Here is a 25155-nt window from a genome sequence, read left to right as displayed (position 1 = left end):
CGCGTCCGACCGGCTTGCCATTCGCGTCCTTGAACTGTCGTAACTCTCGTCTTAAACATAAGCGCGGCAACTTACCAGGCACTTACGCAAGTTGCATCGGCTTGCCAGCGAAAACCCTTAGCTGCTGCCGCGTTGTTCCGTGTTGCTGCTGTGTTGCGGTGATACAGAGCCAGCACACGCGCGGCGCACTCAACCGTACGCGACCGGAGCCGCGCATGCCACTCGTTACGCCGCCTTCATGTAATCGAACCCACACACGACGCACATCGCGCAGGGGAAGCGGCGTCGAACGCGCTGTTGCGCGGCCTCGCGCCTTTACGCTCGCTTGCGCGGCCTCTTACAATGCTAACTGAACTAGCCGTCCGGACTCCAGCTTGAATCGCTATTCCCTGTTTCTCATTACCTCGATGCTGCTGGTCGGCAGCAATGTCGGAATCGGTAAATCCATCGTCGAGTTCGTCCCCGTCCCTCTGTTCGCGCTGCTGCGCTTCGTCATCGCGATGGCGGTGCTCGGGCCTTTGCTGCGTGTGGCCAAGCTGCGCCGCGTGAAGCGCGATGAATGGCTCAACCTGTTTCTGCAAGCGCTGTTCGGCACCTTCGGGTTTACGCTGCTGATGCTCAACGGCGTGCACCGCACGAGCGCGGTTGCAGCCGGTGTGATCACCAGCACGATCCCTGCTTTCGTCGCGCTGCTCTCGTGGCTGATCCTCAAGGAGCGCCCGAACGGGCGAGCGCTCGCGTCGATCGCGCTGGCGATCGTCGGCGTGGTGGTCATCAACCTCGCGCACGGGGACCGCAACGCGGGCGGCGAAACCTCGTTCAGCGGCAATCTGATGGTGCTCGGCGCGGTCTGCTGCGAATCGCTCTACGTCGTCCTGTCGCGCCGCCTCACGCAGACGCTCGCGCCTATCGACATCTGCGCGTACACGCACCTGTTCGGCCTGCTGCTGATGCTGCCGCTCGGCGCGAGTGCGCTCGCGCACTTCGACTACCGCGCGGTGCCCTTGCCGATTTGGGCCCTGGTGCTGTGGTACGGGCTGTCGGCCAGCATTTTTTCGTTCTGGCTATGGATGAAAGGCATACGTCATGTGCCCGGCAGTCTCGCGGGCGTATTCAGCGCGTTGCTGCCGGTGGCCGCGGCGATTTACGGCATCGCGTTTCTCGGCGAGCGGCCCACGCTCGCACACGGCTTCGCGCTCGCCTGCGTGATCGGGGGCATTGCGCTGGCAAGTCTGAAGACGAAGCGCGTGCCACCGGTCGCCTCGTAAGCGCCGCGCTCGCGACGCCGTCGCGACCCGCGCTGGCCGCAGCGTCCCGCACCCGCGGCGGCGCAGCAAATTCACGCGACGCTGTACAATAGCGCGCCTGACGCGGGCTTGTCCGGCGTCTTCGGGCCGCGCGGCGTGCGCTCTGCGCGTGGTTTGCGCGGCATTGCGCGGCGCAGCGCGTCCGGTGCGCGTCGGCCACATGCGTCGCCCACTTGCGTCGCCACGTGCATCGCGGCACGCGTCGCACGCAGCGTTCGGCCCGTATTCCGTCACCTGCGTTTCATCTGACTCTTGCCTATGTCCGCTTCGCGACTCGACTCCGCCCGTCACCGCCGCCCAATGCGTCCGCTGCCCGTCATCATCTTCATGAGCCGCTGGCTGCAGGTGCCGCTCTACCTGGGCCTGATCCTGGCCCAGGCGGTCTACGTGGTGCTGTTCCTGAAAGAAGTCTGGCACCTGGTCACAGCCTCGATGACGCTCGACGAAACCAGCATCATGCTGGTCGTGCTCGGCCTGATCGATGTCGTGATGATCTCGAACCTGCTGATCATGGTGATCATCGGCGGATATGAAACCTTCGTGTCGCGTCTGGGCGTCGAGGGTCATCCGGACGAACCGGAATGGCTCGATCACGTGAACGCGGGCGTGTTGAAAGTGAAACTGTCGATGGCGCTGATCAGCATCTCGTCGATCCATCTGCTCAAGACCTTCATCAGCCCCGATCAAAACACGACCCATACGATCATGTGGCAGGTCATCATCCACGTGGCGTTTCTGGTGTCGGCGCTGGTGATGGCGCTGGTCGACCGGCTTACCACGCACACGCATCCCAAACATTTCCAGGAGCCCGCCGCGCTGCACGCCGTGAGCTCCGTCAAAGGTTCCACTCCCCTGAAGGCGCACGACTGAGCGCACCGCGCTGCATGTCCGACAACAAGCGCCATTGTCCCCACCGAGCTAGCCATGACCGTCATCAAACAGGAAGATCTGATCCAGAGCATTGCTGATTCGCTTCAGTACATCAGCTATTACCATCCGCTCGACTACATCCAGGCGTTGGGCCGCGCTTACGAGCTCGAACAGAGCCCCGCCGCCAAAGATGCGATCGCGCAGATTCTCACCAATAGCCGCATGTGCGCAGAGGGCAAGCGCCCGATCTGCCAGGACACCGGCATCGTCACCGTGTTCGTGAAGGTCGGCATGGACGTGCGCTGGGATGGCGCAACGATGGGCGTCACGGACATGATCAACGAGGGCGTGCGCCGCGGCTACCTGAACCCGGAGAACGTGCTGCGCGCGTCGATCGTGAGCCCGCCGGAAGGCGCGCGCAAGAACACGAAGGACAACACGCCGGCCGTGATCCACTACGAGATCGTGCCGGGCGACAAGGTGGACGTGCAAGTGGCGGCCAAGGGCGGCGGCTCGGAGAACAAGTCCAAGTTCGCGATGCTGAACCCTTCCGATTCGATCGTCGACTGGATCCTCAAGACCGTGCCGACCATGGGCGCGGGGTGGTGCCCGCCGGGCATGCTCGGCATCGGCATAGGCGGCACTGCCGAGAAAGCGATGGTGATGGCCAAGGAATCGCTGATGGATCCGATCGACATTCAGGACGTGATCGCCCGCGGCCCGAAGGACTGGATCGAAGAACTGCGCGTCGAACTGCACGAGAAGGTCAACGCGCTCGGTATCGGCGCGCAAGGCCTTGGCGGTCTGGCCACCGTGCTCGACGTGAAGATCATGGCCGCACCGACGCACGCCGCGTCGAAGCCGGTCGCGATTATCCCGAACTGCGCCGCTACGCGTCACGCGCATTTCACGCTGGACGGCTCCGGCGTCGCCAGGCTCGAAGCGCCATCGCTCGACGCTTGGCCGAAAGTTCAGTGGCAACCGAACACGGAAACCAGCCAGCGGGTCGATCTGAACACGTTGACGCCGGAACAGGTTGCAGCCTGGAAGCCGGGCCAGACGCTCCTGCTGTCGGGCAAGATGCTCACGGGACGCGACGCCGCGCACAAGCGCATCGCCGACATGCTGGCGAAGGGCGACAAGCTGCCGGTCGACTTCACCAACCGCGTGATCTACTACGTCGGCCCGGTCGATCCCGTGCGTGACGAAGCCGTCGGCCCGGCCGGCCCGACCACGGCGACGCGCATGGACAAATTCACCGAGACGATGCTCTCGCAAACCGGTCTGATTTCGATGATCGGCAAGGCGGAGCGCGGCCCGGTCGCGATCGAGTCGATCAAGAAGCACAAGGCCGCGTATCTGATGGCCGTGGGGGGCGCCGCGTACCTCGTGTCGAAAGCGATTCGCAGCGCGAAAGTGCTCGCGTTCGAAGACCTCGGCATGGAAGCGATCTACGAGTTCGACGTGCAGGACATGCCGGTGACGGTTGCCGTCGATTCGAACGGCACATCCGTGCACCAGACCGGGCCGAAGGAATGGCAAGCAAAAATCGGCAAGATTCCCGTTGCGACGGTCTAGCGCCTTGCAATTAGCGCCTGTCATGTGAGTCGAAAGCCGGGATACCAACCCCGGCTTTTTATTGCCGCAGGCGGCCCGGCGCGATACCTGAAGCAATGTGGGAAAGTTGCTTCCGGCTCCTTGGCTTTTCTGGGTATGGCGTTTATTGTTGTTGAAAAATCAGGGTCCCACATAAGGAAATGCCATGCAAGGCGACAAGAAAGTCATCGAATATCTGAACTCGCAGCTGAAGAACGAGCTGACCGCCATCAACCAGTACTTCCTGCACGCGCGGATGTACAAGCACTGGGGCCTCGAAAAGCTCGGCAAGCATGAATACGACGAGTCGATCGGTGAAATGAAGCATGCGGACTGGCTGATCGAACGCATTTTCATGCTCGACGGCCTGCCGAATCTGCAAGACCTCCATAAGCTATTGATCGGCGAGGAAACGAGGGAGATCCTCGAATGCGATCTGAAGCTCGAACAGATCTCGCAGAACACCTGTAAAGAAGCAATCGTCTACTGCGAATCCGTTCGCGATTTCATCTCCCGCGAAATCTTCGTGAAGATTCTCGACGACACCGAAGAGCACATCGACTGGCTCGAAACCCAGCTCGACCTGATCGACAAGGTCGGCATCCAGAACTATCAGCAAACGGCAATGGGCGAGATCGCGTCCTGACCGGCTGGCTCTGAAACGGCCCATGCGCCGGGACTCGCATGCACGCGCTCGCCTGCGCGGCAAGCTGTGCCGCGCGGGCGATATACTTGCGCACTTTCCCGCTCTCCCGGGTTCCCGTTGATCGGCGCGCCGCGCGCCTCTTGTGCTCTTCTCGCCTATGCCTGCACATTCGCCGTCTCCGACAGTCCGGACATTCAACGCGGACGCCGTTTCGCGTGCGCCGGTCGGCATTTTCGATTCGGGTCTGGGTGGATTGTCCGTATTAAGAGCGGTGCGCGCGCAGCTGCCAGATGAAGCGATCCTGTATGTCGCCGACTCGCGTTACGCCCCGTACGGCGAACGCGACGACGACTTCATCGCCGAGCGCACGCTTGCCATCGGCGAATGGCTGGTTCAGCAAGGTGCGAAGGCGCTGGTGGTCGCCTGCAATACCGCGACCGCGCAGTCCATCGCACTGGTGCGCCAAAAGCTGCCCATTCCGCTGGTGGGCGTCGAACCCGGCATCAAACCTGCCGCGCTGCAGTCCAGGACAAGAGTTGCCGGTGTGCTCGCCACGCAGGTGACCTTGCGCAGCGCACGCTTTCTGGCGCTCCTCGAGCGCTATGCAGCCGACTGCCGCTTTCTGTGCCAGCCCGGCCATGGTCTGGTGCAGGCCGTGGAGCGCTGCGATGTCGGCTCCGCTCAATTGCGCGCGCTGCTGCGTGGTTACTTGCAACCCATGCTCGACGCGGGCGCCGACACGCTGGTGCTCGGTTGCACCCACTACCCGTTTCTGGATGCGGCGATCCGCGACATCGTCGGAGACCGGCTCGCGCTGATCGACACGAGCGTGGCCATTGCGCGCCAGCTGGAGCGCGTGCTGCAACAGCACGGGCTGCGCGCCCCTCCGGAGGGTGCCAGTTGCATGCCGCCCCGTTTTTATTCGACCGGCGACGGCTCGCATCAACAGCAGCTGGCGGCAACCCTGCTGCACATCCAGGCGGACGTGCAGCAGGTCTGTATCGAATCCCCGCGAACTGCGGCGTCGGACTCGCACGCCGCATAGAAAGACGTGCCCGGCGTATCAAACGTCTTGGCACCTTTACAAGCTTGTCAGCTGATACCGGCCGCACGCGCCGGCGCCCTATCCATACAAACCCTCCTAAGAGTCTGGTTTTGTTACAAAAAAGCATGGGAGGCGCTTGCCAAACGACCAAAACAGAATGATAATAATTCCTATTAACGTTAGCTATGACGCCTGCCATGATTGTCTGTGTCTGCAAATCCGTTTCTGACCGCACGATCCGCTCTTCCATCGCCCAGGGCATCGACTCGTTCGACGAGCTGCAATTCGAGCTCGGCGTCGCTTCCTGCTGCGGCAAGTGCGAAGAATCGGTGCGCGATGTCATGCTGCAAAGCGGCGTATGCGCAAGCCGCTGCGGTGTCGTCGAGCACCGCACGCAGGCCATACCGCTGACCTTTTACGAACGCAAGGCCGCCTGAACTCTGCTTTACCCCGGCGCGAGCCGTGGCGTGGCGAGGTTCGGTGCGCCACTGTGTTCATGCCGCCTCGCGCGTTATCCCACTAGCGTCAGCCAGCCAGTCTCCGTCCTCGTCCCAGCCAGCTACCCGCTCACTTTTAAAAAAGGAGTTCGAGATGGAATTGCTGATTGGTTTCGTGACGACTTTGTTTATTTCGCTGCTGATCTTCCGAACATGACGATGCCTTGTCTGACGCGCTGCCTAGACAGCACATTGCCGCACTAGCATGCGGGCCTCGCCTACCGTTGCAGCCGGTATGTCGCCGGCTTTGCCCGCTCGTACCAATTCCCGCCTGGTGATAGCGATCGCGATCGTGGCGGCACTTCACGTCGCCGCGCTTGCCGCGGTCATGATGCTGCGTCATGAACCCTTGCAGGCTGCGCTCGAATCGCACGTGATGATCGCGCAGTTGCTGCCACCCACGCCGCCTGCTCAGCCCGTCGCCGTGCAATCCATCGCGCCGTCGCCCAAGCCCGCGCCGCCGGTTCGGACGAAGCCGAAAGTTCAGCCCAAGCCGGCACCCGCGCTAAAGCCCACACCCATGCGAACGCCTCCCCCATTGCCACGTGAGGCCAGCCCGTCGCCGACGCCAGTGGCAGCTGCCGATCCGGCACCGCCCGCGCCTGCCGCAGCGGCTGCGCCGCCCGTTGCGGCCGCGCCTGCGGCCAGTCGCGAGACGATGGAAATCAGCGCGCCGAAAAACGTTTCGCACGTCGAGTGCAACATCGCCAAACCCGACTATCCATCGCTGTCCAGGCGCCGCGGCGAAACCGGCACCGCCTATGTCAGGTTCGTGGTCGGCCTGAACGGCAAGCTCGAAAGCATCGAATTAAAGAAAAGCAGCGGCTTCAGTCGTCTTGACGACGCCGCGCTCGCCGCCGTACACGCAAGCGCGTGCAAGCCCTATCTCGAGAACGGCCAGCCGGTTCGGGCCGCGTACTCCCAGCCTTTCGACTTCAGTCTGACCGATTGAAGCAGATTTCAGATAAAAGGAAGTGCAATGCAAAACTACGGATTGGCGCACGTCTGGGCGCAGGGCGATTTCGTGACGCGCGGTATCGCCCTCGCGCTGCTGGTCATGTCGGTGATGTCGTGGAGCGTGATCGTCCTCAAGAGCTGGAACGTGATGCGCCTGAAGCGTCTCACCAGAAACGCCGAGCAGGCGTTCTGGCATTCCGACGATTTCGCCGACGGCGTGCAGAAACTCGGCGCCGGCTCGTCGACACCGCACGACAATCCGTTCCTCGCGCTCGCGCTGTCGGGCCAGGAAGCGGCCGATCACCATCACCAGACGCAACCGCATCTGCATGACCGCATGGACGTGTCGGACTGGGTCACGCGCTGCCTGAAGGACACGATGGATGAAAGCGTCGCGCGCATGCAGAGCGGCCTCGCGATTCTCGCGTCGATCGGCAGCACGGCGCCGTTCGTCGGTCTGTTCGGCACCGTGTGGGGCATCTATCACGCGCTGCTGGCGATCGGCGCGAGCGGCCAGTCGTCGATCGACCAGGTCGCCGGTCCGGTCGGCGAAGCGTTGATCATGACCGCGTTCGGTCTGTTCGTGGCGATTCCGGCCGTGCTCGGCTACAACGCCTTGACACGCGCTAACAAGTCGGTCGTCGCCAAGCTGAGCCGCTTTGCGCATGGCCTGCACGCATTCTTCGTGACGGGCGCGCGCCTGTCGTCGTCCGGGCGCGGCGACGGCCTGCGTCTTGCCACCCGCGCGAACTGATCGAAGAGGCACTACGATGGCAATGAGCCCTTTCGCTGACGACGATGACGACGGTCTAATGAGCGAGATCAACATGACGCCGCTCGTCGACGTAATGTTGGTTCTCCTGATCGTCTTCATGGTGACGATTCCCGTGATCCGTCACGCCGCGAAAATCGACCTGCCACATGCAAGCAGTCAGAAGGAAGACACGAAGCCCGTACAGGTGACGGTTTCCATCGACGCCGGCGGCAATGTGATGTGGAACGACAGGAAAGTCGACGAAGCAGCGTTGAGCGCGAAGATCGCCGAGGCCGCGCAAGCCAACCCGCAGCCTGAACTGCATCTGGATGCGGACCGCAAGGTGCCCTACGAGAAAGTCGCGCAAGTGATGTCGGCGGCGCAGGCCGGCGGCCTCACGCGGATCGGTTTCGTGACGCAACCCAAAACGAAGTAAGGCAACGAGCCAACATGCAGCGCATCTGCCGCGCACACGCAACGCAAACGCAGTGCATTAAGCAGCGCCTGCCGAAAAGCGGACGACACCGCATGAAACACAGGCTCAAAGTAAAAGGCCTTCATCGTCAGATGAAGGCCTTTTTTGTGCGCACTCGGCGCCTTCGGGCGGCGGGATCATTTGCCATCGTTCGACGATTGATGACTCATGTCTCCACATGCGACAGCCGTGTTCGACACGGACAGCGCGGTCAGCCCTATCAGGCCCGCTATGATAGCGGCCATGAGTTTCCGCATAAGAGACTCCTTAGCGAAGGGATTTCACTATAAGCCCGCGAGCGCGCGCATTCAAGCAAACGGCCATTGAAAGTACTCATGACAGCCCGCGCTTAAATGCTAAAAGCGATGCGGCAACGTGGGACTGCGCTACGACGCAACAGCGACCGACACTTGCCCGGTGGCCTTGTTCTCACGCGCAGGACACTCGCCCGCAATGTGCTTGCCGTCCTCCGGGTCCAGCATCTCGACCAGGTAGTCGACGAACGCACGCACGGCGGGCACCATCCCCTGACGGGACAGGAAGACGGCGTACAGTTGCGGCGTCGGAAAGGTCCAGCCCGGCATCACCGGCGACAACTGCCCCGCGCGCAGCGCGGCCCCATACATCATCTCCGGTAGCGCCGCGATGCCGACACCGGCAAGCACCGCCTCGAGTATCGTCATCAGATCGGCGGTGACGAGCCGCGGCTCATGTTCATGCGCATGACGCATGCCGTCGGGCGAGATCAGGTTGTAGACATGGCGGCCGTCGCCGGTCGGCACATCGAGCGTTTCGAAGCGGTCCAGATCGCCTGGCAGCAGCGGCGGCGCGTTCTGCTGTAACAGACTCGGCGCGCCCACCAGCATCTGCTGCGTACGCCACAGCGGCCGCACCACAATGTTGGCGTTTTCCGGCGGATTGGAGCGCACGCGCAGGGCGACGTCGATGGCATCCTCGAACAGATCGACCACGCGGTTGGTGACGCGCATCACCACCCTCACCTCGGGGTAGCGGTGCATGAATTCGGGCAGGATCGTCGACAGGATGGTCTGCGAGATCGTGACCGGCACACTGACGCGCACGGTGCCGCGCGGCGACGACCGCAGTTGCTGCACGACGTTGACGGCCGCCTGTGCCTCGCTGAGCATCGCCTGACAATGCTGGTAGAACAGCTGACCGGCTTCGGTCAGCGCGAGCTTGCGCGTGGAGCGCTGCAGCAGACGCACGCCGAGCGACGCTTCCAGCTCGGTCAGACGGCGCGACAGGCGCGACTTCGAGATGCCCAGGACCCGCTCGGCAGCGGAAAAGCCACCATGTTCGACGACCTGCGAGAAGTACATCAGGTCATTCAGGTTGTGTGAATCGATCTTCATCTCATCGTTCCAGTAATAGAACAATCCATTGCGTGACGGCGGCTGGCACCTCGAAAAGCGGCCCCTATAATAGCTCCATGTTTCAAAAATGACGCTATTCCCGATTTTTCGAGGTGATATTGATGAGCACGACACGCACGATCGAACGCGTCTTTCCCGCCGTTCGCACGACCGAAGGCGGCGGCTTCATCGTCCACCGCCCGTTTCCCACTCGCTTGCTGATGGACTTCGATCCGTTTCTGCTGCTCGACGAAATGGGCCCCGTCGACTACGCGCCGGGTGAGGCCAAGGGCGCACCGGATCATCCGCATCGCGGCTTCGAGACGGTTACCTATGTGCTGGAAGGCCAGTTCGGCCACAAGGATTCCGCGGGCCATTCCGGCACCCTGCGTGCCGGCGACGTCCAATGGATGACCGCGGGCGCGGGCGTGGTGCACAGCGAAATGCCGGACCCCTCGTTCGTGCGCAGCGGCGGACGCGTGCACGGGCTGCAACTGTGGGTGAATCTGCCGCGTCGCGACAAGATGGTTGCGCCGCGCTATCAGGAAATGCCGTCGTCCAGCATCCCCGTGGCGACCTCCGAGGACGGCACGGTGCGCGTCAAGGTGATCGCCGGGGAAGCGCTGGGCGTGAAGGCCGCGATCGAAACACGGACGCCGATTCTGTATCAGCATTTCTCGCTGCAACCGGGCGCGACGATCCGTCAGCCGGTGCCCGCCGACTATCGCGTTTTCGCCTATGGCTTGTCGGGCAAGGGCTTGTATGGCGAAGGGCAGGCGCGTCAGGAAATCGATGCGCAGAAGATGGTCGTATTCGGGAACGATGGCGATTCGCTCACGCTTGCTGCGGGCGAAGAACCGCTCGAGGTGCTGCTGCTGGGCGGCGTACCGCTGAGGGAGCCCGTCGTGCGCTACGGCCCGTTCGTGATGAACACCGAAGACGAGATTCGCCAGGCCGTGAGTGACTACCAGGCTGGACGCATGGGCGCGATCACGCATTAGACGACTGCCGCCGCGCTGTGGCGCACGCGCTTGCGCTGGGCGTTCGGCGTTCGGCGTTCGGCGTTTGCCGTTTGCGGGCTGCGGTTTGCGATACGCAGGTCACGGTTTGCGATACGCAGGTCCACGGTTTGCGGTTTGCGGTTTGCGGTTTGCGGTTTGCGGTTTGCGGTTTGCGGTTTGCGGTTTGCGGTTTGCGGTTTGCGTTTCGCCCACATTTCCAAACCGCGATCGCTCGCCTGCGCAGCCCATGCAAACCGGCCGCCCACTCCCCGCTCGCGCCGCTTTCCCGCACATCGGCATCGGCCAGAGCCGCGAAAGCGGGCGATTTCGTTCACAATAGCAACTCACGCCGCGCCACGCCGTCTCACCACGATGAACCCTGACGCGCGGCGTTTTTCCGTCCAGTTCAGGAGCGCGCATGGCACAACCCCCCGTTACCGCCCACATCGGTCCGACCAATTTCCAGGTCCTTTTCGACGACGGCAAGCACACATGGCTGGCCGACGAACCGGAATCGATCGGCGGCGGCGATCGTGGCCCGACGCCCGTTTCGCTACTGCTTTCGAGTCTCGGCGCCTGTACGTCGATCACGCTGAAGATGTACGCTCAACGCAAAGGCTGGCCGCTGACGGACGTCCACGTGGCACTCGCGATGCAAACCGGCGATGACGGCTCGACCATCGACCGTCAGATCGTGCTCAGAGGCGAACTGTCCGAGGAGCAGCGGGAACGGCTCTTGCAAATTGCCAACGCGTGCCCGGTCCACAAGATCCTCACGCACTCGATCACGATCCGCTCCGCCCTCGCCGTCGCGTAACACGGCGACGGCTTTAAGCGCGCCCTGGCTGACATGGCCGCCATATTGCAACGCTCTGATAGATAGGAAGCTGGCGTTTTGAATTTCGAACACCTCATCCAGATCAACGACCCGTTGAATCCCTTTGTCGACTCGATGACCCGCGAGCAATTGTGGGAGGGGCTCGTGCTGCGCGCCGAACAGCCGCAGCTGTTCGTGATAGGGCTCGACAGCTGCACGATTCTTTCGCGCGAAGGCAACGTTCTCGAACGTGAGCTGCACTATGGCCAAGCCACCGTGCGCGATCGCGTCACGCTGCTGGAAAGCCAGAGCGTGCGCTACGACATCCTGCCAACCGCGGACTATGTCGGAGGATCGCTGACGATGACGATCGAGCAGCCCGATGACTTGCAGTTGTTCCTGCGCTTCCAGTACGCGACCACGCTGCCTGTCTCCACTGACCAGGACGCCGTCCAGACTCAGGAAATCGTCAAGTCCGCGTATCGGGAAAACGATATCGATACGGTGCGATTGATCCGCCAATTCGTGCAGACGAAGCAAGAGCCCGGGCCGCTGCATTGAATCGCGCGGGCGTTTCGCTCGCGGGCGGATTTGTGTGGCCACGCCGCGCTTTGAGCCCGTCTCGCAAACCGCTGCGCGGCTGCGCGGCTCCGGAGCCGGAAGCGCTGCGGCTATCGGAACTTCAATTCGATGAATTCCCCTCCCTTGTAAATAGTAATCGTTATCATTTACAATGAATTTATCGAATCGACGAACAGCTAAAACGAATGACCGACCTGACACGCCCTTCCACGCTCAGCCTGCGCCGCTCGGCCGCCGCGGTGACCAGTCGTCCGAAGTCATTGTCGACGGCGAGCGCCGATGCCAGGCCAGCCGTCAAGCGCGCCAACGGCTCCAGTGAGACGTCGGCGCGAACGATGCGCAGCGACGCATTGCTGCAAGGACACAGCCACGTCAGTATCGTGCACAACGGCGAGACCTATCAGTTACGTGCAACGCGCTTGGGCAAGCTGATCCTGACTAAGTAACGAATAGCGGTAAGTACCGGGTATTGTGGGGACCACCTCTTCGCGAGGTGTTGGGCATTAGCCAGCCACGACGGCTTGCACGTGAGAACTAGACCCCTTCGTGCAGACACAAGCCAACCGTCGCAGCCAGCCAGGCCGCTTTTTCATTTTCTGCCGATGCGGATGCGCGAAACCTTGTGCATCGCTATGACGCAAACAAAAAAGCCGTGGGATGTCGATACATCACCACGGCTTTTTGCTGGTCCAGCGTCACTGCGTTTGCACGACCGGCACGCGGTATCACGCGGTTATAAACGCGGCAGCGTCATTTGGAAGCCCAGCCCCAGAACATCAGCCACCACGCGCTATCGACCACGGCGAGCGCTGCGGCGAACCACAGCATCGCGAGGCCGCGCTGAATGAAGCGCTCGCTATAGCGGCGTGTGATGAACCATGCGAGCCATGCGCTCCACACGTTCGCAATCGCAAGAATCGCGATACGCAAATCCGACGCCCACCACAACGACACATGTTCGGCACGCAACAGCGACAGCGTGGTGGCCGACAACCCAAGGAACACGCCCGCGCCCGCGATCGGAATCAGCGCTTGCGTCAGATGATGCAGCCGAACCGCCCTGAAGCGTCCGAGCATGCGGGTCGCGCCCGTCAGCAACAGCAGCAGCGTCGTGCCGTACACCAGCGCCGTCGCGAGGATGTAGCCGATCACCATGGTGCCGTCGAGCCATGAAAAGACGTCGTTCTGCTCGGGGTAATGCGTGAACAGGAACCACGGCGCGTTCGTGTCGAGCGGCCAGGTAATGTCGTGATCGACCAGCCACGTGGCGAAGAACATCTTCAGGTCGATGAACCAGCGCGACGCGGTCCAGTGGAACGCGCCGATGGCGATGCCGAGCAGGCCGTACAGGATCAACGCGGTATCCCACGGGTTCGCCTTCTTGTCGCCTAGCTGCACCACTTCCGACGAAGGCTTGCGCCACGTCAACGCGATCGCATCGCGGTGCCCGCTGCACCGGCCGCACATATGGCAATCCGCGGCGCCCTTCATATTGCGCAGCGGCACGAGCGGCGCGCAATTGATCGGAATCACGCGATGCCCATGTTCGCCGTTCTTGTACGAACGGCGCCACGCGTCTTCATCGACTTTGTAGTGGAACGGCGCGAGCCGCGCCAGAAGCGAAAACACCCCATTGACCGGGCACAGATACTTGCACCAGACGCGCTTTTCCCGCCCGTATAGCAGGCCGATGACGATTGCGGCGAAGGTCGATCCGCCGAGCACCAGCAACACGGCTTTCGGATACTGATAGACGCTCACCATCTGGCCATAGATGGTCGTGATGCCGAACGCGACGAATGGCCAGCCACCCCAGCGCATCCAGTGCGGAATCGCCCAGCCGCGGCCGAACTTGCTGGCAAATTCGGCGAGCGCGCCTTCGGGACAGAGCACGCCGCACCAGACACGGCCAAGCATCACCATCGACAGCAACACGAACGGCCACCAGATGCCCCAGAACACGAACTGGGCGGCGAGCGTCAGGTTGTTCCACAGATGCGCGCTATCGTCCGGCAGCGGCATCACCGCCGGCACGAGGATCAGAAACGCGTACACGGCCACCACGACCCACTGGATGCCGCGGATCAGCGCGCCATGACGCTGCATCCACTGCCCGGCCGCCGCGAGGCACCCCGGGCGGGTCATCAGCGTACTCATGCTGCACGCCCTGCCGCTTGACGCAGGGGCTTGCGATTCGCGCGGCGCAACAGCAGATAGACGACGCCCCAATACACCGCGTAAGCGATCAGATTCATCAGCGCAGGATGAGCGCGATAGCCGGTGAGCGTCGCAACCAGCGAGCCGAAGGTGCCGGAGTCGTCGAGCAGCGCCGACGAATTCCATATCTGAGCGACGAGCGTCGGCAGGATTTCCTTGTCGATCAGCTTGTCGACGCCGGTTTGAAACAGACCCGCGCCGAGGAACAGCAGCATGATTTCGGTGACGCGAAAAAAGAGCCGCCAGGAGAAGATCTTGCCGCCCACCTGCAACAGGTAGAAGGTCACGAACGCGAGAGCGAGCCCGATCACGACCGCGAGCATCTGCGCGCCATCCACGTGGCCCGACTGGCCGAAGCCGAGGCCGTACAGGAAGATCACCGTTTCGCTGCCTTCACGCGCGATCGCGAGAGCCACCAGCAACGCGACGCCCCACCAGTTCGAGTCGCGCTGGCTATTTGCGAGCGACTGCTCCATGTCGCGCTTCAGGGACCGGCCGTGCTGCTTCATCCACAGCACCATCTGCACGATCAGCACGCAGGCGACCAGCACCATCGCGGTCTGAAAATAGTCCTGCGCGTCGCCGGAGAGCACTTCGGTGAAACCGACCAGTGCCGCGCCGAGCGCCACCGCCGCGATCACACCGGCCGCGACGCCGCCCCATAGATATGGCAAGCCACGGCGCGCATCGTCGTCGCCGTTTTTCAGCCACGCGTACAGGATGCCGACGACCAATAACGCCTCGACACTTTCCCGCCACACGATGAACAAAATCTGACCCATTCAAACTCTCCCTTCGACACTTCCACTGCCCGACCGTCTAAGCGAATGCGGCGCTCGCCGACAGCGCGCGCACGCGTTTGAGGCCATTACTTCGCGACGATCACGCCCTGCGCCTGCTGATGGAAATCGTCGAAAAACTTGTATTCACCCGGTTGCAGCGGAGCGATGACGACGAACGAATCCGCGCCCGGCGCCAGCACTTTTTCCTTGCGCAATTGCACGCTTTCGAATTCGGCCGCGCCCTTGCCGGTGTTGCGCACTTCGATCTTGATGCGCTGCCCCGCCGGCACTTCGATGCGCGCCGGGTTGAGCTTGCCGTCGTTCATTTCCAGCTTGAAGGTCGGCAGGTCGGCCGCGTGGGCCGCGCTCGCGAGCAGCGCCGTGGCGGCAAACGTCGCGAGCTTCTGGTTGATTGTCATGAGCCTTTTCCGGAAAAAGGCGGCGCGCCGATTTCGATAATCCGGGCACCGTCTGCTGCTTATACTCGTTCGTCCGTTCGCGCGATGCAGCCATGCGTTCGTTCAGGCGTGGCTGCGCCGCGTGAACGGCGCCAATCGCCCGATCAGTAGCCGCCCTTCTTGCCGATACCGGCGAAGGTGAAGTCATAGTCGATCGCGAAGGGCTTGAACCACGGACCCACGCCGGTTTCCTTGTCGACGTGACGGCCGAAAGCCATGTGGCCCGTCTGCATCGGCGGCTCGACGATCAGTTTCAGGTGATATTTTCCCGGGCCTTGCAGCTTGACGTTGTCGCCGTAGTGCGGACCGTCGTCGGCGACCATCGCCATCATGTCGCCCTTTTGCGGTTGACTCGAACCGGCTTTGGTCAGTTCGTAGCGCACTTGCAGATAGGGGATCCAGTCGCCTTCGGCGAACCCGGTGGGGTTATTTTTGACCGCGTGGATGTCGGCTTCGAGGTGGATGTCCGAATCCGACGCCTTACGCATCATCCCTTCCGGCTCCATCGTGATCGGCTGCAGGTAGACCGCGCCGACTTCCATGCCACCCTGGATGTGCGGCTTGCCGATCGGGTATTCCGCAGCCATTGCCGAAAGCGCCGCCACAGCGGCCACCGTGGCCGCGCCGCCCCGCACAAATGAAGTAATCCGCATTCAAACTCCTGTTTTTGTCAGACCGCTATCGAATCCATTGGAACGGCGCGCAGCGCTTGCCAAGGCGCTCGCCGCCACCGGCTACTGCACGGCAAACAGCCGGGGCTTACATTGCCTACGGAAACATTAAATGCGAACCATTCTCAATATTGGGCGGAGTTTATCATTGATCGCCAGGGGAGACAAATGCGCACGCACGCAAAGCCTGACGGCAACAGGGTCTTGATGCGAATTGAAGGAAGTGCGGGTGGCAACGACTGCGGGTCATGTGGACGACCGCCCGGCGACAGCGCCGCGACCGGGCGCCGCAATTGAAGACAGCGCGTCACATTGCCGCGCTGGTAGCGCCAGCAGGCTCTAATCGACGCCCGAGACGTGATCGCCGACATTCGCGCCGAACACCCGCTGACGCAGCAGTGCCAGCTGGTCGCGCGTCTGCGCGGCCTTCTCGAATTCGAGGTTTTTCGCGTGCTCCATCATCTGCTTTTCAAGGCGCTTGAGCTCCTTGGCGAGCTGCTTTTCGGACATGTCCTCGAATTTCGCACGCGTTTGCTGCTCCTTCAGTTCGGCGCGCGCGTCGTCGACGTTGTAGACACCGTCGATGATGTCGCGAATGCGCTTGACCACGCCACGCGGCGTGATGCCGTTGGCGAGGTTGAAGGCGATCTGTTTGGCGCGCCGCCGCTCGGTTTCGTCGATCGCGCGACGCATCGAGTCCGTCACCTTGTCCGCGTACAGGATTGCCTTGCCGTTCACATTGCGCGCCGCCCGGCCGATGGTCTGGATCAGCGAGCGCTCCGCGCGCAGAAAGCCTTCTTTGTCGGCGTCGAGAATCGCGACCAGCGACACTTCCGGGATATCCAGCCCTTCGCGCAGCAGGTTGATGCCAACCAGCACGTCGAAGGTACCGAGGCGCAGATCGCGGATGATCTCGACCCGCTCCACGGTGTCGATGTCGCTATGCAGATACCGCACCTTGACCCCATGGTCCGCAAGAAACTCAGTCAATTGCTCGGCCATGCGCTTGGTCAGCACGGTAACCAGCACCCGGTCGCCCGCCTTCACGCGCTCGTTGATTTCGCCGAGCACGTCGTCGACCTGACTGCGCGCCGGTCGCACCTCGATCTCCGGATCGACGAGCCCGGTTGGACGCACCAGTTGCTCGGCGACCTGCCCGGCGGTCTTTTTTTCGTAATCCGCGGGCGTGGCGGACACGAACACCACCTGACGCATCTTGCGTTCGAATTCGTTGAACTTGAGCGGCCGGTTATCGAGCGCCGACGGCAGGCGAAAACCGTAGTCGACCAGATTTTCCTTGCGCGCCCGGTCGCCGTTATACATGCCGTTCAACTGGCCGATCAGCACGTGTGATTCATCCAGCATCATGATGGCGTCCGATGGCAGATAGTCGACGAGCGTCGGCGGCGGCTCACCCGGCGCCGCGCCGGAGAAGTGCCGCGAGTAGTTTTCGATGCCCTTGCAAAAGCCGAGCTCCTGCAACATTTCAAGGTCGAAGCGGGTGCGCTGTTCGAGCCGCTGCGCTTCGACGAGCTTGCCACCGCTATAAAAGAATTCGAGCCGCTCGCGCAATTCGGCCTTGATCGTCTCGACCGCCCGGATCACAGTGTCGCGCGGTGTCACGTAGTGCGACGACGGATACACCGTGAAACGCGGAATCTTCTGCCGCACACGGCCGGTAAGCGGATCGAACAGCTGCAGCGTTTCGACCTCATCGTCGAACAATTCGATGCGCACCGCCATCTCGGCGTGCTCCGCCGGGAAGATATCGATCGTGTCGCCGCGCACGCGAAACGAGCCGCGCTGGAAGTCGGCCTCGTTGCGGTTGTACTGCATCGCGATCAGCCGCGCGATGATGTCGCGCTGGCCGAGCCTGTCGCCGGTGCGCAGCGTGAGAATCATCTTGTGATATTCGGACGGGTTGCCGATGCCATAGATGGCCGACACGGTCGCCACGATCACCACATCGCGCCGTTCCATCAGGCTCTTGGTGGCCGACAGCCGCATCTGCTCGATGTGCTCGTTGATCGACGAGTCCTTCTCGATGAACAGGTCGCGCTGCGGCACATACGCTTCGGGCTGATAGTAGTCATAGTACGAAACGAAGTACTCGACCGCATTGCGCGGGAAGAACTCGCGGAACTCCGAATAAAGCTGCGCGGCGAGCGTCTTGTTCGGCGCGAACACGATAGCCGGGCGGCCCAGCCGCGCGATCGTGTTGGCCATCGTGAAGGTCTTGCCCGAGCCGGTCACGCCGAGCAGCGTCTGGAACGCGAGACCGTCCTCGACGCCTTCGACGAGCGTCTCGATCGCCGTGGGCTGATCGCCGGCGGGCGGATACGGCTGGTAGAGCTGAAACGGCGAGCCTTCGAACGTGACGAACCTGGATTCGTCGAGCGTATCGTCGGCTTCAGTCAGATGTTGTTCGGACATGGACGGCAGCAGGCCTCGGGTAAAGAATCATTCTAACGGGTTGCGGCGAACGCGGATCGAGCGGGTCTGCGTAGGTTTGCCAGGCTGCCGGCCGGGTTGCAGGGCGGTTAGCCGGCATCGTGCGACGCGACGAGCGCGTAAGGTTCCGGCCCTTTGGCATAAACGATGCTTGGCTTCCGGGCAACTTGCGGCCGGCCGGCGTGCTTGACGCCGCGCCGGTGCACATCAGCGGGGCGGGCAGTCTTCCGCAGAGGCGGTCATTGCCAGGTGGCGCCGCGGTGCCTGTTTTTCAAGCAATTAATTCAGTCGCGTGGGCCCTGCGGTCCGAAAACACGCGCGGATTCGTTACAATGCGAAGCTGCGCTCGCTCGCCGCTGTCCGCTGCCTGTCCGTTTTGCATCAAACGTTTCAGTGCGGGCCGCCCGCGCTCGAAGCCGCCCTCTTTTCACTACTGCTGCCCACCCACCATGTCTCTGTTCTCAGCCGTCGAACTTGCTCCCCGCGACCCGATTCTGGGCCTGAACGAAGCTTTCAATGCCGACACGCGCGCAACCAAGGCCAACCTGGGCGTCGGCGTGTACTTCAATGAAGAAGGCAAGATTCCGCTGCTGCGCGCCGTGCGCGAAGCTGAAAAGGCCCGCGTCGAAGCCGCGCTGCCGCGCGGCTATCTGCCGATCGAAGGCATTGCCGCCTACGATGCCGCCGTGCAGAAACTGCTGCTCGGCAACGACTCGCCGCTGATCGCAGCGGGCCGCGTCGTCACGGCGCAGGCACTGGGCGGCACGGGCGCGCTGAAAATCGGCGCGGACTTCCTGAAGCGCCTGAACCCGACCGCCAGGGTCGCAATCAGCGACCCGAGCTGGGAAAATCACCGCGCGCTGTTCGAAAGCGCGGGCTTCGAAGTCGACTCGTACACTTACTACGACCCGCGCACCCATGGCGTGAACTTCGAAGGCATGCTGGACGCGCTGAACAGCTACGCCGCCGGCACGGTCGTCGTGCTGCACGCTTGCTGCCATAATCCGACCGGCGTCGACCTCACGGTCGACCAATGGAAGCAGGTGGTCGAAGTCGTCAAGGCGCGCAAACTGGTGCCGTTCCTCGACATCGCCTACCAGGGCTTCGGCGACAGCATCGAAGCTGACTCGGCTGCCGTGCGTCTGTTCGCGGCGTCGGATCTCAACGTGTTCGTGTCGTCGTCGTTCTCAAAGTCTTTCTCGCTTTATGGCGAGCGCGTCGGCGCGCTGTCGATCATCACCGCGGGCAAGGACGAAGCCACACGGGTACTGTCGCAACTGAAGCGCGTGATCCGCACGAACTACTCGAACCCGCCTACGCACGGTGGCTCGGTGGTCGCAGCGGTGCTCGCATCGCCCGAACTGCGCGCCACATGGGAAGCAGAACTCGCCGAAATGCGCGACCGTATCCGCGCAATGCGCAACGGGCTGGTAGAACGCCTGAAGGCAAGCGGCGCGGATCGCGACTTCAGCTTCGTGAATGCGCAGCGCGGCATGTTCTCCTACTCGGGTCTGACGGCGCCGCAAGTGGACCGTCTGCGCGAAGAGTTCGGCATCTATGCCGTGAGCACCGGCCGCATCTGCGTGGCTGCGTTGAACACGCGCAACCTCGACGTGGTGGCTAACGCCATCGCTCACGTCTTGAAGTAACGCATTCCGGCGCGCGGCGTTCGTCGAATTCGTCGCGTGCTTTGACCGGCGTAACCGCTCTTGGACAGGAACGGCGCTCTTTCAGAAAGAGCGCCGTTTTTTATTTGCCGGCTTCAACAGTGCTTTCAGCGCGAATCGCGATGGATATCGTGCGTGACGAAGCCCGCGTCGTTATCCGGCATGTCGAGCCAGTCGGGCTGTTCCAGCGAATGGCAAATGTCGTCCAGACCGCTTTGCCAGTGTTCGCGCATGGTCGACAGACCAAACTGGAAGTCTTTGTAATGCCCTTCATACTCCTTGTTCCGGTAGATCAGATGAATCACGTTGTAGTGCCGGGAACACGCGAGGTCTTCCGCGAGCTTGCACCACGGGTCGTCGCGCTGGTCGGACGGCACACGGTCCAGCACCTCGCGCAGCACGTGCCGGAACCGCTGCGAGCGTTGCAGCATGTCGGTGACGAGACGAGTGCGGCTTGAATACTGGACGTCTTTCATGCGCCCCTGAACATCGGTGAGATTGTCCGGCACCGGACCGATCGCGCTCCACAGATCGACCTGGAACGCTAGCGTGTCGCGACGCGGTGTGGACTGAATCACCTCGGAGAGCGGCGTATTCGACATCAACCCGCCATCCCAGTAGTACTGCCCGTCGATCTCGACTGCCGCAAAGGCTGGCGGCAATGCCCCCGACGCCATGAAGTGCTCGGCCCGCAGCGTGGTCTGCGTGTTGTCGAAGTACGCAAAATTGCCCGTGCCGCAGTTGACCGCGCCGACCGACACGCGCATCTCACCCGAATTGATGCGGTCGAAATCGCAAAGCGCTTCGAGGGTCGCCTTCAGCGGCGCAGTGTCGTAGTAGCTGGCCGTTTGCGGCGACCCTGACACCGTGGGCAATGGCGGCGGAAAACGCGGCACGAAAAAGCCCTTCTGCCCTTCGACGAGTGCGCTCAACGCCTGGCTCGCCGTGAACGCTTTGCGCACAGCGTCGTTGGAATTGAAAAGCGCGTGCTCGATGAAAGCCGGCAAGGGCGGCCCGAACGCCGGTTGACAGATGGTCTCCCAGAACTGCAGCAACCGCTCGATGCGCCGCGCGGGCGGATTGCCGGCAATGATGGCCGTGTTCAATGCGCCAATCGAAATGCCGGCCAGCCAGTTCGGCTCGATGCCCGCCTCGTGAAGCCCCTGAAAGACACCGGCCTGATAGGCGCCCAATGCGCCGCCGCCCTGCAGCACCAGCGCGACGGTCTGGTAGTCGGGCAAATGGACGCGCCGGCCGGGGAGCGCGGCGCACGCAGGGCCCGCGCCGCCCTCGCCTTCCCCGTCGCCGGGCGCAGCGATGCGCGCCCGCTTGAGATTTCGCTGCGCCATCGGCGCCTCCTTATTGCATGTACCAGCCATGGCTCACGATGAAGGACTGGCCGGTGAGCGCCGCAGTCGGGAAAGTGGAGAGGAACAGCACCGTTTGCGCGACATCTTCGACCGTGGTGAAAATGCCGTCGACCGTGCCGCCCAGCATCACGCGCTTGATCACCTCTTCTTCACTGATGCCCAGTTCTCTCGACTGCTCTGGAATCTGCTTGTCGACGAGCGGCGTGCGCACAAAACCAGGACACACCACATGCGAGCGCACATTGTGTTTCGCGCCTTCCTTCGCCAGCACGCGCGCGAGACCGAGCAGCGCATGCTTGGCCGCCACATAAGCGGACTTCAGCGGCGACGCTTCGTGCGAATGGACCGAGCCCATGTAGATCACGATGCCGCCGCGGTCGTCCTTGTACATGTGCTTGAGCGCGGCCTTCGTGGTCAGGAACGCGCCGTCGACGTGGATCGCCTGCATTTTCTTCCAGTCCGAAAACGCATAGTTTTCGATCGGATTCACGATCTGAATGCCCGCGTTGGAAATGAGGATGTCGATCGAGCCGAGTTCCGCGGCCACCCTGTCGATGCCCTGATTCACGGCGTCTTCGCTGGTGACGTCCATCGCCACGCCAATTGCCTTGCCGCCGCCTTTGGTGATCTCTTCAGCGACCGCGTTTGCGCCTTCCTGGTTGAGGTCGGCAATCGCGACTGCCGCGCCCGCCGCGGAAAGAGTCAGCGCAATCTGTTTGCCGATGCCGCTTGCCGCGCCGGTAACCACGGCGACCTTGCCGTTCAGATTCGTGTTCAGAGACGACATCCAGAACCTCCATGCAGTTGATTGATGAGCAATGAGACCACAGTCCGCAAGCGGCGTGAAGTCGGCCAGACGGCATAGACCGTCCGGCCGATGCTGCACTGCGGCCAACGCTGCTATTGTGCATGAACCCTGTGCACTCCATAGGCAAAACGCACATCGCGCCGGATCTCTTTAAACTGGACACCTTCGGCGCAATTCCGTGGCACATCAACAAGGAGGAATGCATGAACTATCGACGTCTCGGCCGTTCGGGCCTGCAGGTCAGCGAACTGTCCATCGGGTCGTGGGTCACCTACGGCAATCAGGTGGATCATCGCGCGGCGCGGGAATCGCTGGCAGCAGCGCGCGACGCGGGTGTCAACTTCTTCGACAATGCGGAGGTCTACGCAGGCGGCAAATCCGAGGAAATCATGGGGCAGGCGCTGAAGGAACTGGCGTGGCCCCGCGTGAGCTATGTAGTCTCGACGAAGTTCTTCTGGGGGCTCACGGAAGCGCCGAACCAGTACCACACGCTGAACCGCAAATATTTGCTGAACGCGGTGGACGCGTCGCTCAAGCGTCTGCAACTCGACTACGTGGACCTGGTGTTCTGCCATCGTCCCGATCCGAACACGCCCGTCGAGGAGACCGTCTGGGCCATGAGCGACATGATTACGCGCGGCAAGGCGCTGTACTGGGGCACGTCCGAGTGGAGCGCCGATGAAATCCGCGCCGCGTGGGAGATCGCGGAGCGGCATCATTTGCATAAGCCAGTCATGGAACAGCCGCAGTACAACCTGTTCCACCGCACGCGCGTGGAGCAGGAATACAAACGGCTCTACGAGGATATCGGCCTCGGGCTGACTACCTGGAGCCCGCTCGCGTCCGGCCTGCTGACCGGCAAATACCGTGACGGCGTGCCCTCCGATAGCCGCGCGCAGTTGCAAGGCTACGACTGGCTGCGCAAACAGGTCACCGACGCAGCGAAGAACGACGTGGTCGGCAAGCTGGGCGCTGTCGCCGACGAGTTGGGCTGCACGATCGGCCAGCTTGCGATTGCATGGATTCTGAAGAATCCGAACGTCAGCACGGTGATTACCGGCGCCTCGCGGGTCGAGCAGATCGGCGAGAACATGAAAGCCGCCGAGATCGCTGAACAGATCACGCCGGAGATCAAGCAGCGGATGGAGGAGATCGTCGGCGACGCCTACGACTGAGCGAATCGGCGCAGGCGCGGGTAGCATGATCGAGGCGGCGGCCCCGGTTACCCACGACATGCCGAGGAAACTCACGCCGGCACGCAACGCCGCGTCGCGTACAATACGCGGCCGCCTTGTGCACCGGCGCGCTTGGCCCCTGTGCTGCCGCACTGCACCTGCACCGCCGAATCCGCCGTGGACCGGCACGCCCTCTTTCCGCGCTTTCTCATCATGCTCAGCTATCGCCACGCCTTCCATGCAGGCAACCACGCCGACGTTCTGAAACATGCCGTCGTGTTGCAGCTACTGCGCTATCTCGGCCAAAAAGAGAAAGCCTATTGGTATATCGACACGCATGCGGGCGCCGGCGTCTATTCGCTGAAGGAAGGCTATGCGACCAAGACGGGAGAGTTCCAGACCGGCATCGCCAAGCTGTGGGAGCGCAACGATCTGCCGCCGCTCTTTGCCGAGTACGTCGAAGAAGTCAGCGCGCTCAATGCGGACGGCCAATTGCGCTTCTATCCCGGCTCGCCCTACATTGCGTGGCGGCAGCTGCGCGAGCAGGACCGGATGCGTCTGTTCGAGCTGCACACGACCGAAATCGACGTGCTGCGCCACAATTTCCGCGACGCGGGACGGCGCGCAATGCTTTTCGCGGGCGATGGCTTTGACGGCATTCTCGCGCTGCTGCCTCCGGCGCCGCGCCGCGCGCTGGTGCTGCTCGATCCGTCGTATGAAGACAAGCGCGATTACACGCGGACCCTGCGTTGCGTCGAGGAGAGCCTGAAGCGCTTTCCAACCGGCACCTATGCCGTGTGGTATCCGCAGGTCAGGCGGCCGGAGTCGCAGCGCTTTCCCGAGCAACTGAAAAAGCTGCAGGAGCGCAACTGGCTCCACGTGAGCCTGACCATCAGTAATCCGCCGGAGGACGGCTTTGGACTCTTCGGCAGCGGTATGTTTATCCTGAATCCGCCATACACGCTCGCGAAAACGCTGAAAGAGCAGATGCCCTGGCTCGTCAAAGCGCTCGGCGAGGACAAGGCTGCCGCATTCAAAGTCGAGTTTCGCGGCGATTGAGGCCAGCCGCCTTGCTGGCGGAAGAAGTGGTTCGATCAATGCCCACAATTCGTCGTCAATGGGTACAGGGGCAAACTCCACCTGGCTTGGCCCCGGATGCAGTCATCGCCCGGATGGCAAAAAGTCAAAATCAATTTCACACTGCTCGACACAGTATCGAGGTCCGTGAGATGGTGCGAGCTTTCTTTTACGAGAGGGGGAGTGTCATGGGACTATTGGACGAGGTTGGTAAGTTGGCGGGAGCAGTAGCGGCTGTTGAAGCGACGGAAAAGGTCGATTCCGGCGCAGGTCTGAACTGCTGCAGAAATCCTGGACAGAAATGAGTGTTAGTGTTTCGGAGCAATTTTCCCCACAGCACGGGAGGTTGGCGATGAAACACAAACAGTATTCGGTGGAGCAGATTGTGGCCGCGCTCAAGCAGGCCGAACTGGGCATGCCGGTGGCGGATCTGATCCGGCAACTGGGAATCTCCGAGCAGACGTACTACCGCTGGAAGAGGATGTATGCGGGCCTGGAATCGAATCAGGTCCGCGAACTGAAGCAGCTTCAGGACGAGAATGCACGGCTCAAGAAGCTG

Annotated in this window: 25 protein-coding genes; 17 read left to right on the top strand and 8 right to left on the bottom strand. The window is 62.3% G+C overall.

The genetic code is table 11. The features are described from left to right. Window positions 1-374: 374 nt before the first annotated feature. The 9 genes from ABQJ48_RS27285 (at window position 375) to ABQJ48_RS27245 (ending at window position 8108) form a co-directional block, all read left to right on the top strand. Window positions 375-1268, top strand: a complete 894-nt coding sequence (locus ABQJ48_RS27285) for a DMT family transporter (protein ID WP_367841074.1) — start codon at window positions 375-377, stop codon at window positions 1266-1268. A 339-nt stretch (window positions 1269-1607) separates the two neighbouring features. Continuing rightward, window positions 1608-2177, top strand: coding sequence for a TIGR00645 family protein (locus tag ABQJ48_RS27280; RefSeq protein WP_367841073.1), 570 nt, complete (start codon window positions 1608-1610; stop codon window positions 2175-2177). Between the two features lie 54 nt (window positions 2178-2231). Further along, window positions 2232-3755 (top strand): fumarate hydratase, encoded by a 1524-nt coding sequence (locus ABQJ48_RS27275; RefSeq protein WP_367841072.1) that lies wholly within the window; start codon window positions 2232-2234, stop codon window positions 3753-3755. Between the two features lie 184 nt (window positions 3756-3939). Continuing rightward, window positions 3940-4419, top strand: a complete 480-nt coding sequence (gene bfr / locus ABQJ48_RS27270; protein ID WP_367841071.1) for a bacterioferritin — start codon at window positions 3940-3942, stop codon at window positions 4417-4419. 157 nt (window positions 4420-4576) lie between these two features. Then, complete coding sequence (gene murI / locus ABQJ48_RS27265; RefSeq protein ID WP_367841070.1) at window positions 4577-5464, top strand: glutamate racemase; 888 nt, start codon at window positions 4577-4579, stop codon at window positions 5462-5464. Between the two features lie 197 nt (window positions 5465-5661). Next, complete coding sequence (locus tag ABQJ48_RS27260; protein WP_367841069.1) at window positions 5662-5901, top strand: (2Fe-2S)-binding protein; 240 nt, start codon at window positions 5662-5664, stop codon at window positions 5899-5901. Window positions 5902-6166: 265 nt separating this feature from the next. Then, window positions 6167-6913, top strand: a complete 747-nt coding sequence (locus ABQJ48_RS27255) for an energy transducer TonB (RefSeq protein WP_367841068.1) — start codon at window positions 6167-6169, stop codon at window positions 6911-6913. A gap of 27 nt (window positions 6914-6940) precedes the next feature. After that, window positions 6941-7672: a MotA/TolQ/ExbB proton channel family protein gene (locus ABQJ48_RS27250; protein WP_367841067.1), complete on the top strand. Its 732-nt coding sequence runs from the start codon at window positions 6941-6943 to the stop codon at window positions 7670-7672. Window positions 7673-7688: 16 nt separating this feature from the next. Further along, window positions 7689-8108, top strand: a complete 420-nt coding sequence (locus ABQJ48_RS27245; protein WP_367841066.1) for an ExbD/TolR family protein — start codon at window positions 7689-7691, stop codon at window positions 8106-8108. 425 nt (window positions 8109-8533) lie between these two features. Here ABQJ48_RS27245 and ABQJ48_RS27240 read toward each other — a convergent pair whose 3' ends face one another. Then, entirely contained in the window at window positions 8534-9520 is a 987-nt protein-coding gene (locus ABQJ48_RS27240; RefSeq protein WP_367841065.1) for a LysR family transcriptional regulator, read from the bottom strand. Between the two features lie 122 nt (window positions 9521-9642). On the opposite strand from ABQJ48_RS27240, the gene ABQJ48_RS27235 reads away from it, so the two are divergent. The 4 genes from ABQJ48_RS27235 to hemP all read left to right on the top strand — a co-directional run bounded on the left by ABQJ48_RS27235 (window position 9643) and on the right by hemP (window position 12366). After that, complete coding sequence (locus ABQJ48_RS27235; RefSeq protein ID WP_367841064.1) at window positions 9643-10521, top strand: pirin family protein; 879 nt, start codon at window positions 9643-9645, stop codon at window positions 10519-10521. Between the two features lie 418 nt (window positions 10522-10939). Further along, on the top strand, window positions 10940-11338 hold the full coding sequence (locus ABQJ48_RS27230; RefSeq protein WP_367841063.1) for an OsmC family protein: 399 nt from the start codon (window positions 10940-10942) through the stop codon (window positions 11336-11338). Window positions 11339-11416: 78 nt separating this feature from the next. Then, window positions 11417-11899, top strand: a complete 483-nt coding sequence (locus tag ABQJ48_RS27225) for an SRPBCC family protein (protein WP_367841062.1) — start codon at window positions 11417-11419, stop codon at window positions 11897-11899. A 206-nt stretch (window positions 11900-12105) separates the two neighbouring features. Further along, entirely contained in the window at window positions 12106-12366 is a 261-nt protein-coding gene (gene hemP / locus ABQJ48_RS27220; RefSeq protein ID WP_367841061.1) for a hemin uptake protein HemP, read from the top strand. 304 nt (window positions 12367-12670) lie between these two features. Here the strand turns inward: hemP and ABQJ48_RS27215 are convergent, their stop codons facing one another. The 5 genes from ABQJ48_RS27215 to uvrB all read right to left on the bottom strand — a co-directional run bounded on the left by ABQJ48_RS27215 (window position 12671) and on the right by uvrB (window position 18481). Continuing rightward, window positions 12671-14077: a 4Fe-4S binding protein gene (locus ABQJ48_RS27215; RefSeq protein ID WP_367841060.1), complete on the bottom strand. Its 1407-nt coding sequence runs from the start codon at window positions 14075-14077 to the stop codon at window positions 12671-12673. Then, the gene (locus tag ABQJ48_RS27210; RefSeq protein ID WP_367841059.1) at window positions 14074-14919 is read right to left on the bottom strand and encodes an FTR1 family iron permease; all 846 of its coding nucleotides are present in this window, start codon (window positions 14917-14919) and stop codon (window positions 14074-14076) included. Before ABQJ48_RS27210 ends, ABQJ48_RS27215 begins: the two co-directional genes overlap by 4 nt. A gap of 86 nt (window positions 14920-15005) precedes the next feature. Beyond that, window positions 15006-15338: a cupredoxin domain-containing protein gene (locus tag ABQJ48_RS27205; RefSeq protein WP_367841058.1), complete on the bottom strand. Its 333-nt coding sequence runs from the start codon at window positions 15336-15338 to the stop codon at window positions 15006-15008. Window positions 15339-15481: 143 nt separating this feature from the next. Continuing rightward, window positions 15482-16030, bottom strand: a complete 549-nt coding sequence (locus ABQJ48_RS27200; RefSeq protein ID WP_367841057.1) for an iron transporter — start codon at window positions 16028-16030, stop codon at window positions 15482-15484. Window positions 16031-16387: 357 nt separating this feature from the next. Next, entirely contained in the window at window positions 16388-18481 is a 2094-nt protein-coding gene (gene uvrB / locus ABQJ48_RS27195; RefSeq protein WP_367841056.1) for an excinuclease ABC subunit UvrB, read from the bottom strand. Window positions 18482-18948: 467 nt separating this feature from the next. On the opposite strand from uvrB, the gene ABQJ48_RS27190 reads away from it, so the two are divergent. Next, window positions 18949-20148, top strand: a complete 1200-nt coding sequence (locus ABQJ48_RS27190) for an amino acid aminotransferase (RefSeq protein ID WP_367841055.1) — start codon at window positions 18949-18951, stop codon at window positions 20146-20148. 125 nt (window positions 20149-20273) lie between these two features. Here the strand turns inward: ABQJ48_RS27190 and ABQJ48_RS27185 are convergent, their stop codons facing one another. Both ABQJ48_RS27185 and ABQJ48_RS27180 read right to left on the bottom strand, forming a co-directional pair. After that, window positions 20274-21515 carry a DUF3734 domain-containing protein gene (locus ABQJ48_RS27185; protein WP_367841054.1) on the bottom strand — a complete coding sequence of 414 codons (1242 nt, stop codon included), beginning with the start codon at window positions 21513-21515 and terminating at the stop codon, window positions 20274-20276. Between the two features lie 10 nt (window positions 21516-21525). Further along, the gene (locus tag ABQJ48_RS27180) at window positions 21526-22323 is read right to left on the bottom strand and encodes a 3-hydroxybutyrate dehydrogenase (RefSeq protein WP_367841053.1); all 798 of its coding nucleotides are present in this window, start codon (window positions 22321-22323) and stop codon (window positions 21526-21528) included. 224 nt (window positions 22324-22547) lie between these two features. On the opposite strand from ABQJ48_RS27180, the gene ABQJ48_RS27175 reads away from it, so the two are divergent. From ABQJ48_RS27175 to ABQJ48_RS27165, 3 genes are all read left to right on the top strand, one after another. Continuing rightward, the gene (locus tag ABQJ48_RS27175; protein WP_367841052.1) at window positions 22548-23519 is read left to right on the top strand and encodes a potassium channel beta subunit family protein; all 972 of its coding nucleotides are present in this window, start codon (window positions 22548-22550) and stop codon (window positions 23517-23519) included. A gap of 213 nt (window positions 23520-23732) precedes the next feature. Next, complete coding sequence (locus tag ABQJ48_RS27170; protein ID WP_367841175.1) at window positions 23733-24578, top strand: 23S rRNA (adenine(2030)-N(6))-methyltransferase RlmJ; 846 nt, start codon at window positions 23733-23735, stop codon at window positions 24576-24578. A 370-nt stretch (window positions 24579-24948) separates the two neighbouring features. Then, on the top strand, window positions 24949-25155 hold a 207-nt coding region (locus ABQJ48_RS27165; RefSeq protein WP_367841051.1), incomplete at its 3' end, for a transposase.

It is taken from the genome of Paraburkholderia suaedae, from assembly GCF_040812055.1.
Taxonomy (GTDB): Bacteria; Pseudomonadota; Gammaproteobacteria; order Burkholderiales; family Burkholderiaceae; genus Paraburkholderia.
This window is presented reverse-complemented; position numbering and strand designations above follow the sequence as displayed.

Excerpts from the sequence above, each read along its gene's own strand:
- ABQJ48_RS27280 (WP_367841073.1), top strand. The coding sequence starts at position 1,608 with ATGCGTCCGCTGCCCGTCATCATCTTCATGAGCCGCTGGCTGCAGGTG.
- ABQJ48_RS27275 (WP_367841072.1), top strand. The coding sequence starts at position 2,232 with ATGACCGTCATCAAACAGGAAGATCTGATCCAGAGCATTGCTGATTCG.
- bfr (WP_367841071.1), top strand. The coding sequence starts at position 3,940 with ATGCAAGGCGACAAGAAAGTCATCGAATATCTGAACTCGCAGCTGAAG.
- murI (WP_367841070.1), top strand. The coding sequence starts at position 4,577 with ATGCCTGCACATTCGCCGTCTCCGACAGTCCGGACATTCAACGCGGAC.
- ABQJ48_RS27260 (WP_367841069.1), top strand. The coding sequence starts at position 5,662 with ATGATTGTCTGTGTCTGCAAATCCGTTTCTGACCGCACGATCCGCTCT.
- ABQJ48_RS27255 (WP_367841068.1), top strand. The coding sequence starts at position 6,167 with ATGCGGGCCTCGCCTACCGTTGCAGCCGGTATGTCGCCGGCTTTGCCC.
- ABQJ48_RS27250 (WP_367841067.1), top strand. The coding sequence starts at position 6,941 with ATGCAAAACTACGGATTGGCGCACGTCTGGGCGCAGGGCGATTTCGTG.
- ABQJ48_RS27245 (WP_367841066.1), top strand. The coding sequence starts at position 7,689 with ATGGCAATGAGCCCTTTCGCTGACGACGATGACGACGGTCTAATGAGC.
- ABQJ48_RS27240 (WP_367841065.1), bottom strand. The coding sequence starts at position 9,520 with ATGAAGATCGATTCACACAACCTGAATGACCTGATGTACTTCTCGCAG.
- ABQJ48_RS27235 (WP_367841064.1), top strand. The coding sequence starts at position 9,643 with ATGAGCACGACACGCACGATCGAACGCGTCTTTCCCGCCGTTCGCACG.
- ABQJ48_RS27230 (WP_367841063.1), top strand. The coding sequence starts at position 10,940 with ATGGCACAACCCCCCGTTACCGCCCACATCGGTCCGACCAATTTCCAG.
- hemP (WP_367841061.1), top strand. The coding sequence starts at position 12,106 with ATGACCGACCTGACACGCCCTTCCACGCTCAGCCTGCGCCGCTCGGCC.
- ABQJ48_RS27215 (WP_367841060.1), bottom strand. The coding sequence starts at position 14,077 with ATGAGTACGCTGATGACCCGCCCGGGGTGCCTCGCGGCGGCCGGGCAG.
- ABQJ48_RS27210 (WP_367841059.1), bottom strand. The coding sequence starts at position 14,919 with ATGGGTCAGATTTTGTTCATCGTGTGGCGGGAAAGTGTCGAGGCGTTA.
- ABQJ48_RS27205 (WP_367841058.1), bottom strand. The coding sequence starts at position 15,338 with ATGACAATCAACCAGAAGCTCGCGACGTTTGCCGCCACGGCGCTGCTC.
- ABQJ48_RS27200 (WP_367841057.1), bottom strand. The coding sequence starts at position 16,030 with ATGCGGATTACTTCATTTGTGCGGGGCGGCGCGGCCACGGTGGCCGCT.
- uvrB (WP_367841056.1), bottom strand. The coding sequence starts at position 18,481 with ATGTCCGAACAACATCTGACTGAAGCCGACGATACGCTCGACGAATCC.
- ABQJ48_RS27190 (WP_367841055.1), top strand. The coding sequence starts at position 18,949 with ATGTCTCTGTTCTCAGCCGTCGAACTTGCTCCCCGCGACCCGATTCTG.
- ABQJ48_RS27185 (WP_367841054.1), bottom strand. The coding sequence starts at position 21,515 with ATGGCGCAGCGAAATCTCAAGCGGGCGCGCATCGCTGCGCCCGGCGAC.
- ABQJ48_RS27180 (WP_367841053.1), bottom strand. The coding sequence starts at position 22,323 with ATGTCGTCTCTGAACACGAATCTGAACGGCAAGGTCGCCGTGGTTACC.
- ABQJ48_RS27175 (WP_367841052.1), top strand. The coding sequence starts at position 22,548 with ATGAACTATCGACGTCTCGGCCGTTCGGGCCTGCAGGTCAGCGAACTG.
- ABQJ48_RS27170 (WP_367841175.1), top strand. The coding sequence starts at position 23,733 with ATGCTCAGCTATCGCCACGCCTTCCATGCAGGCAACCACGCCGACGTT.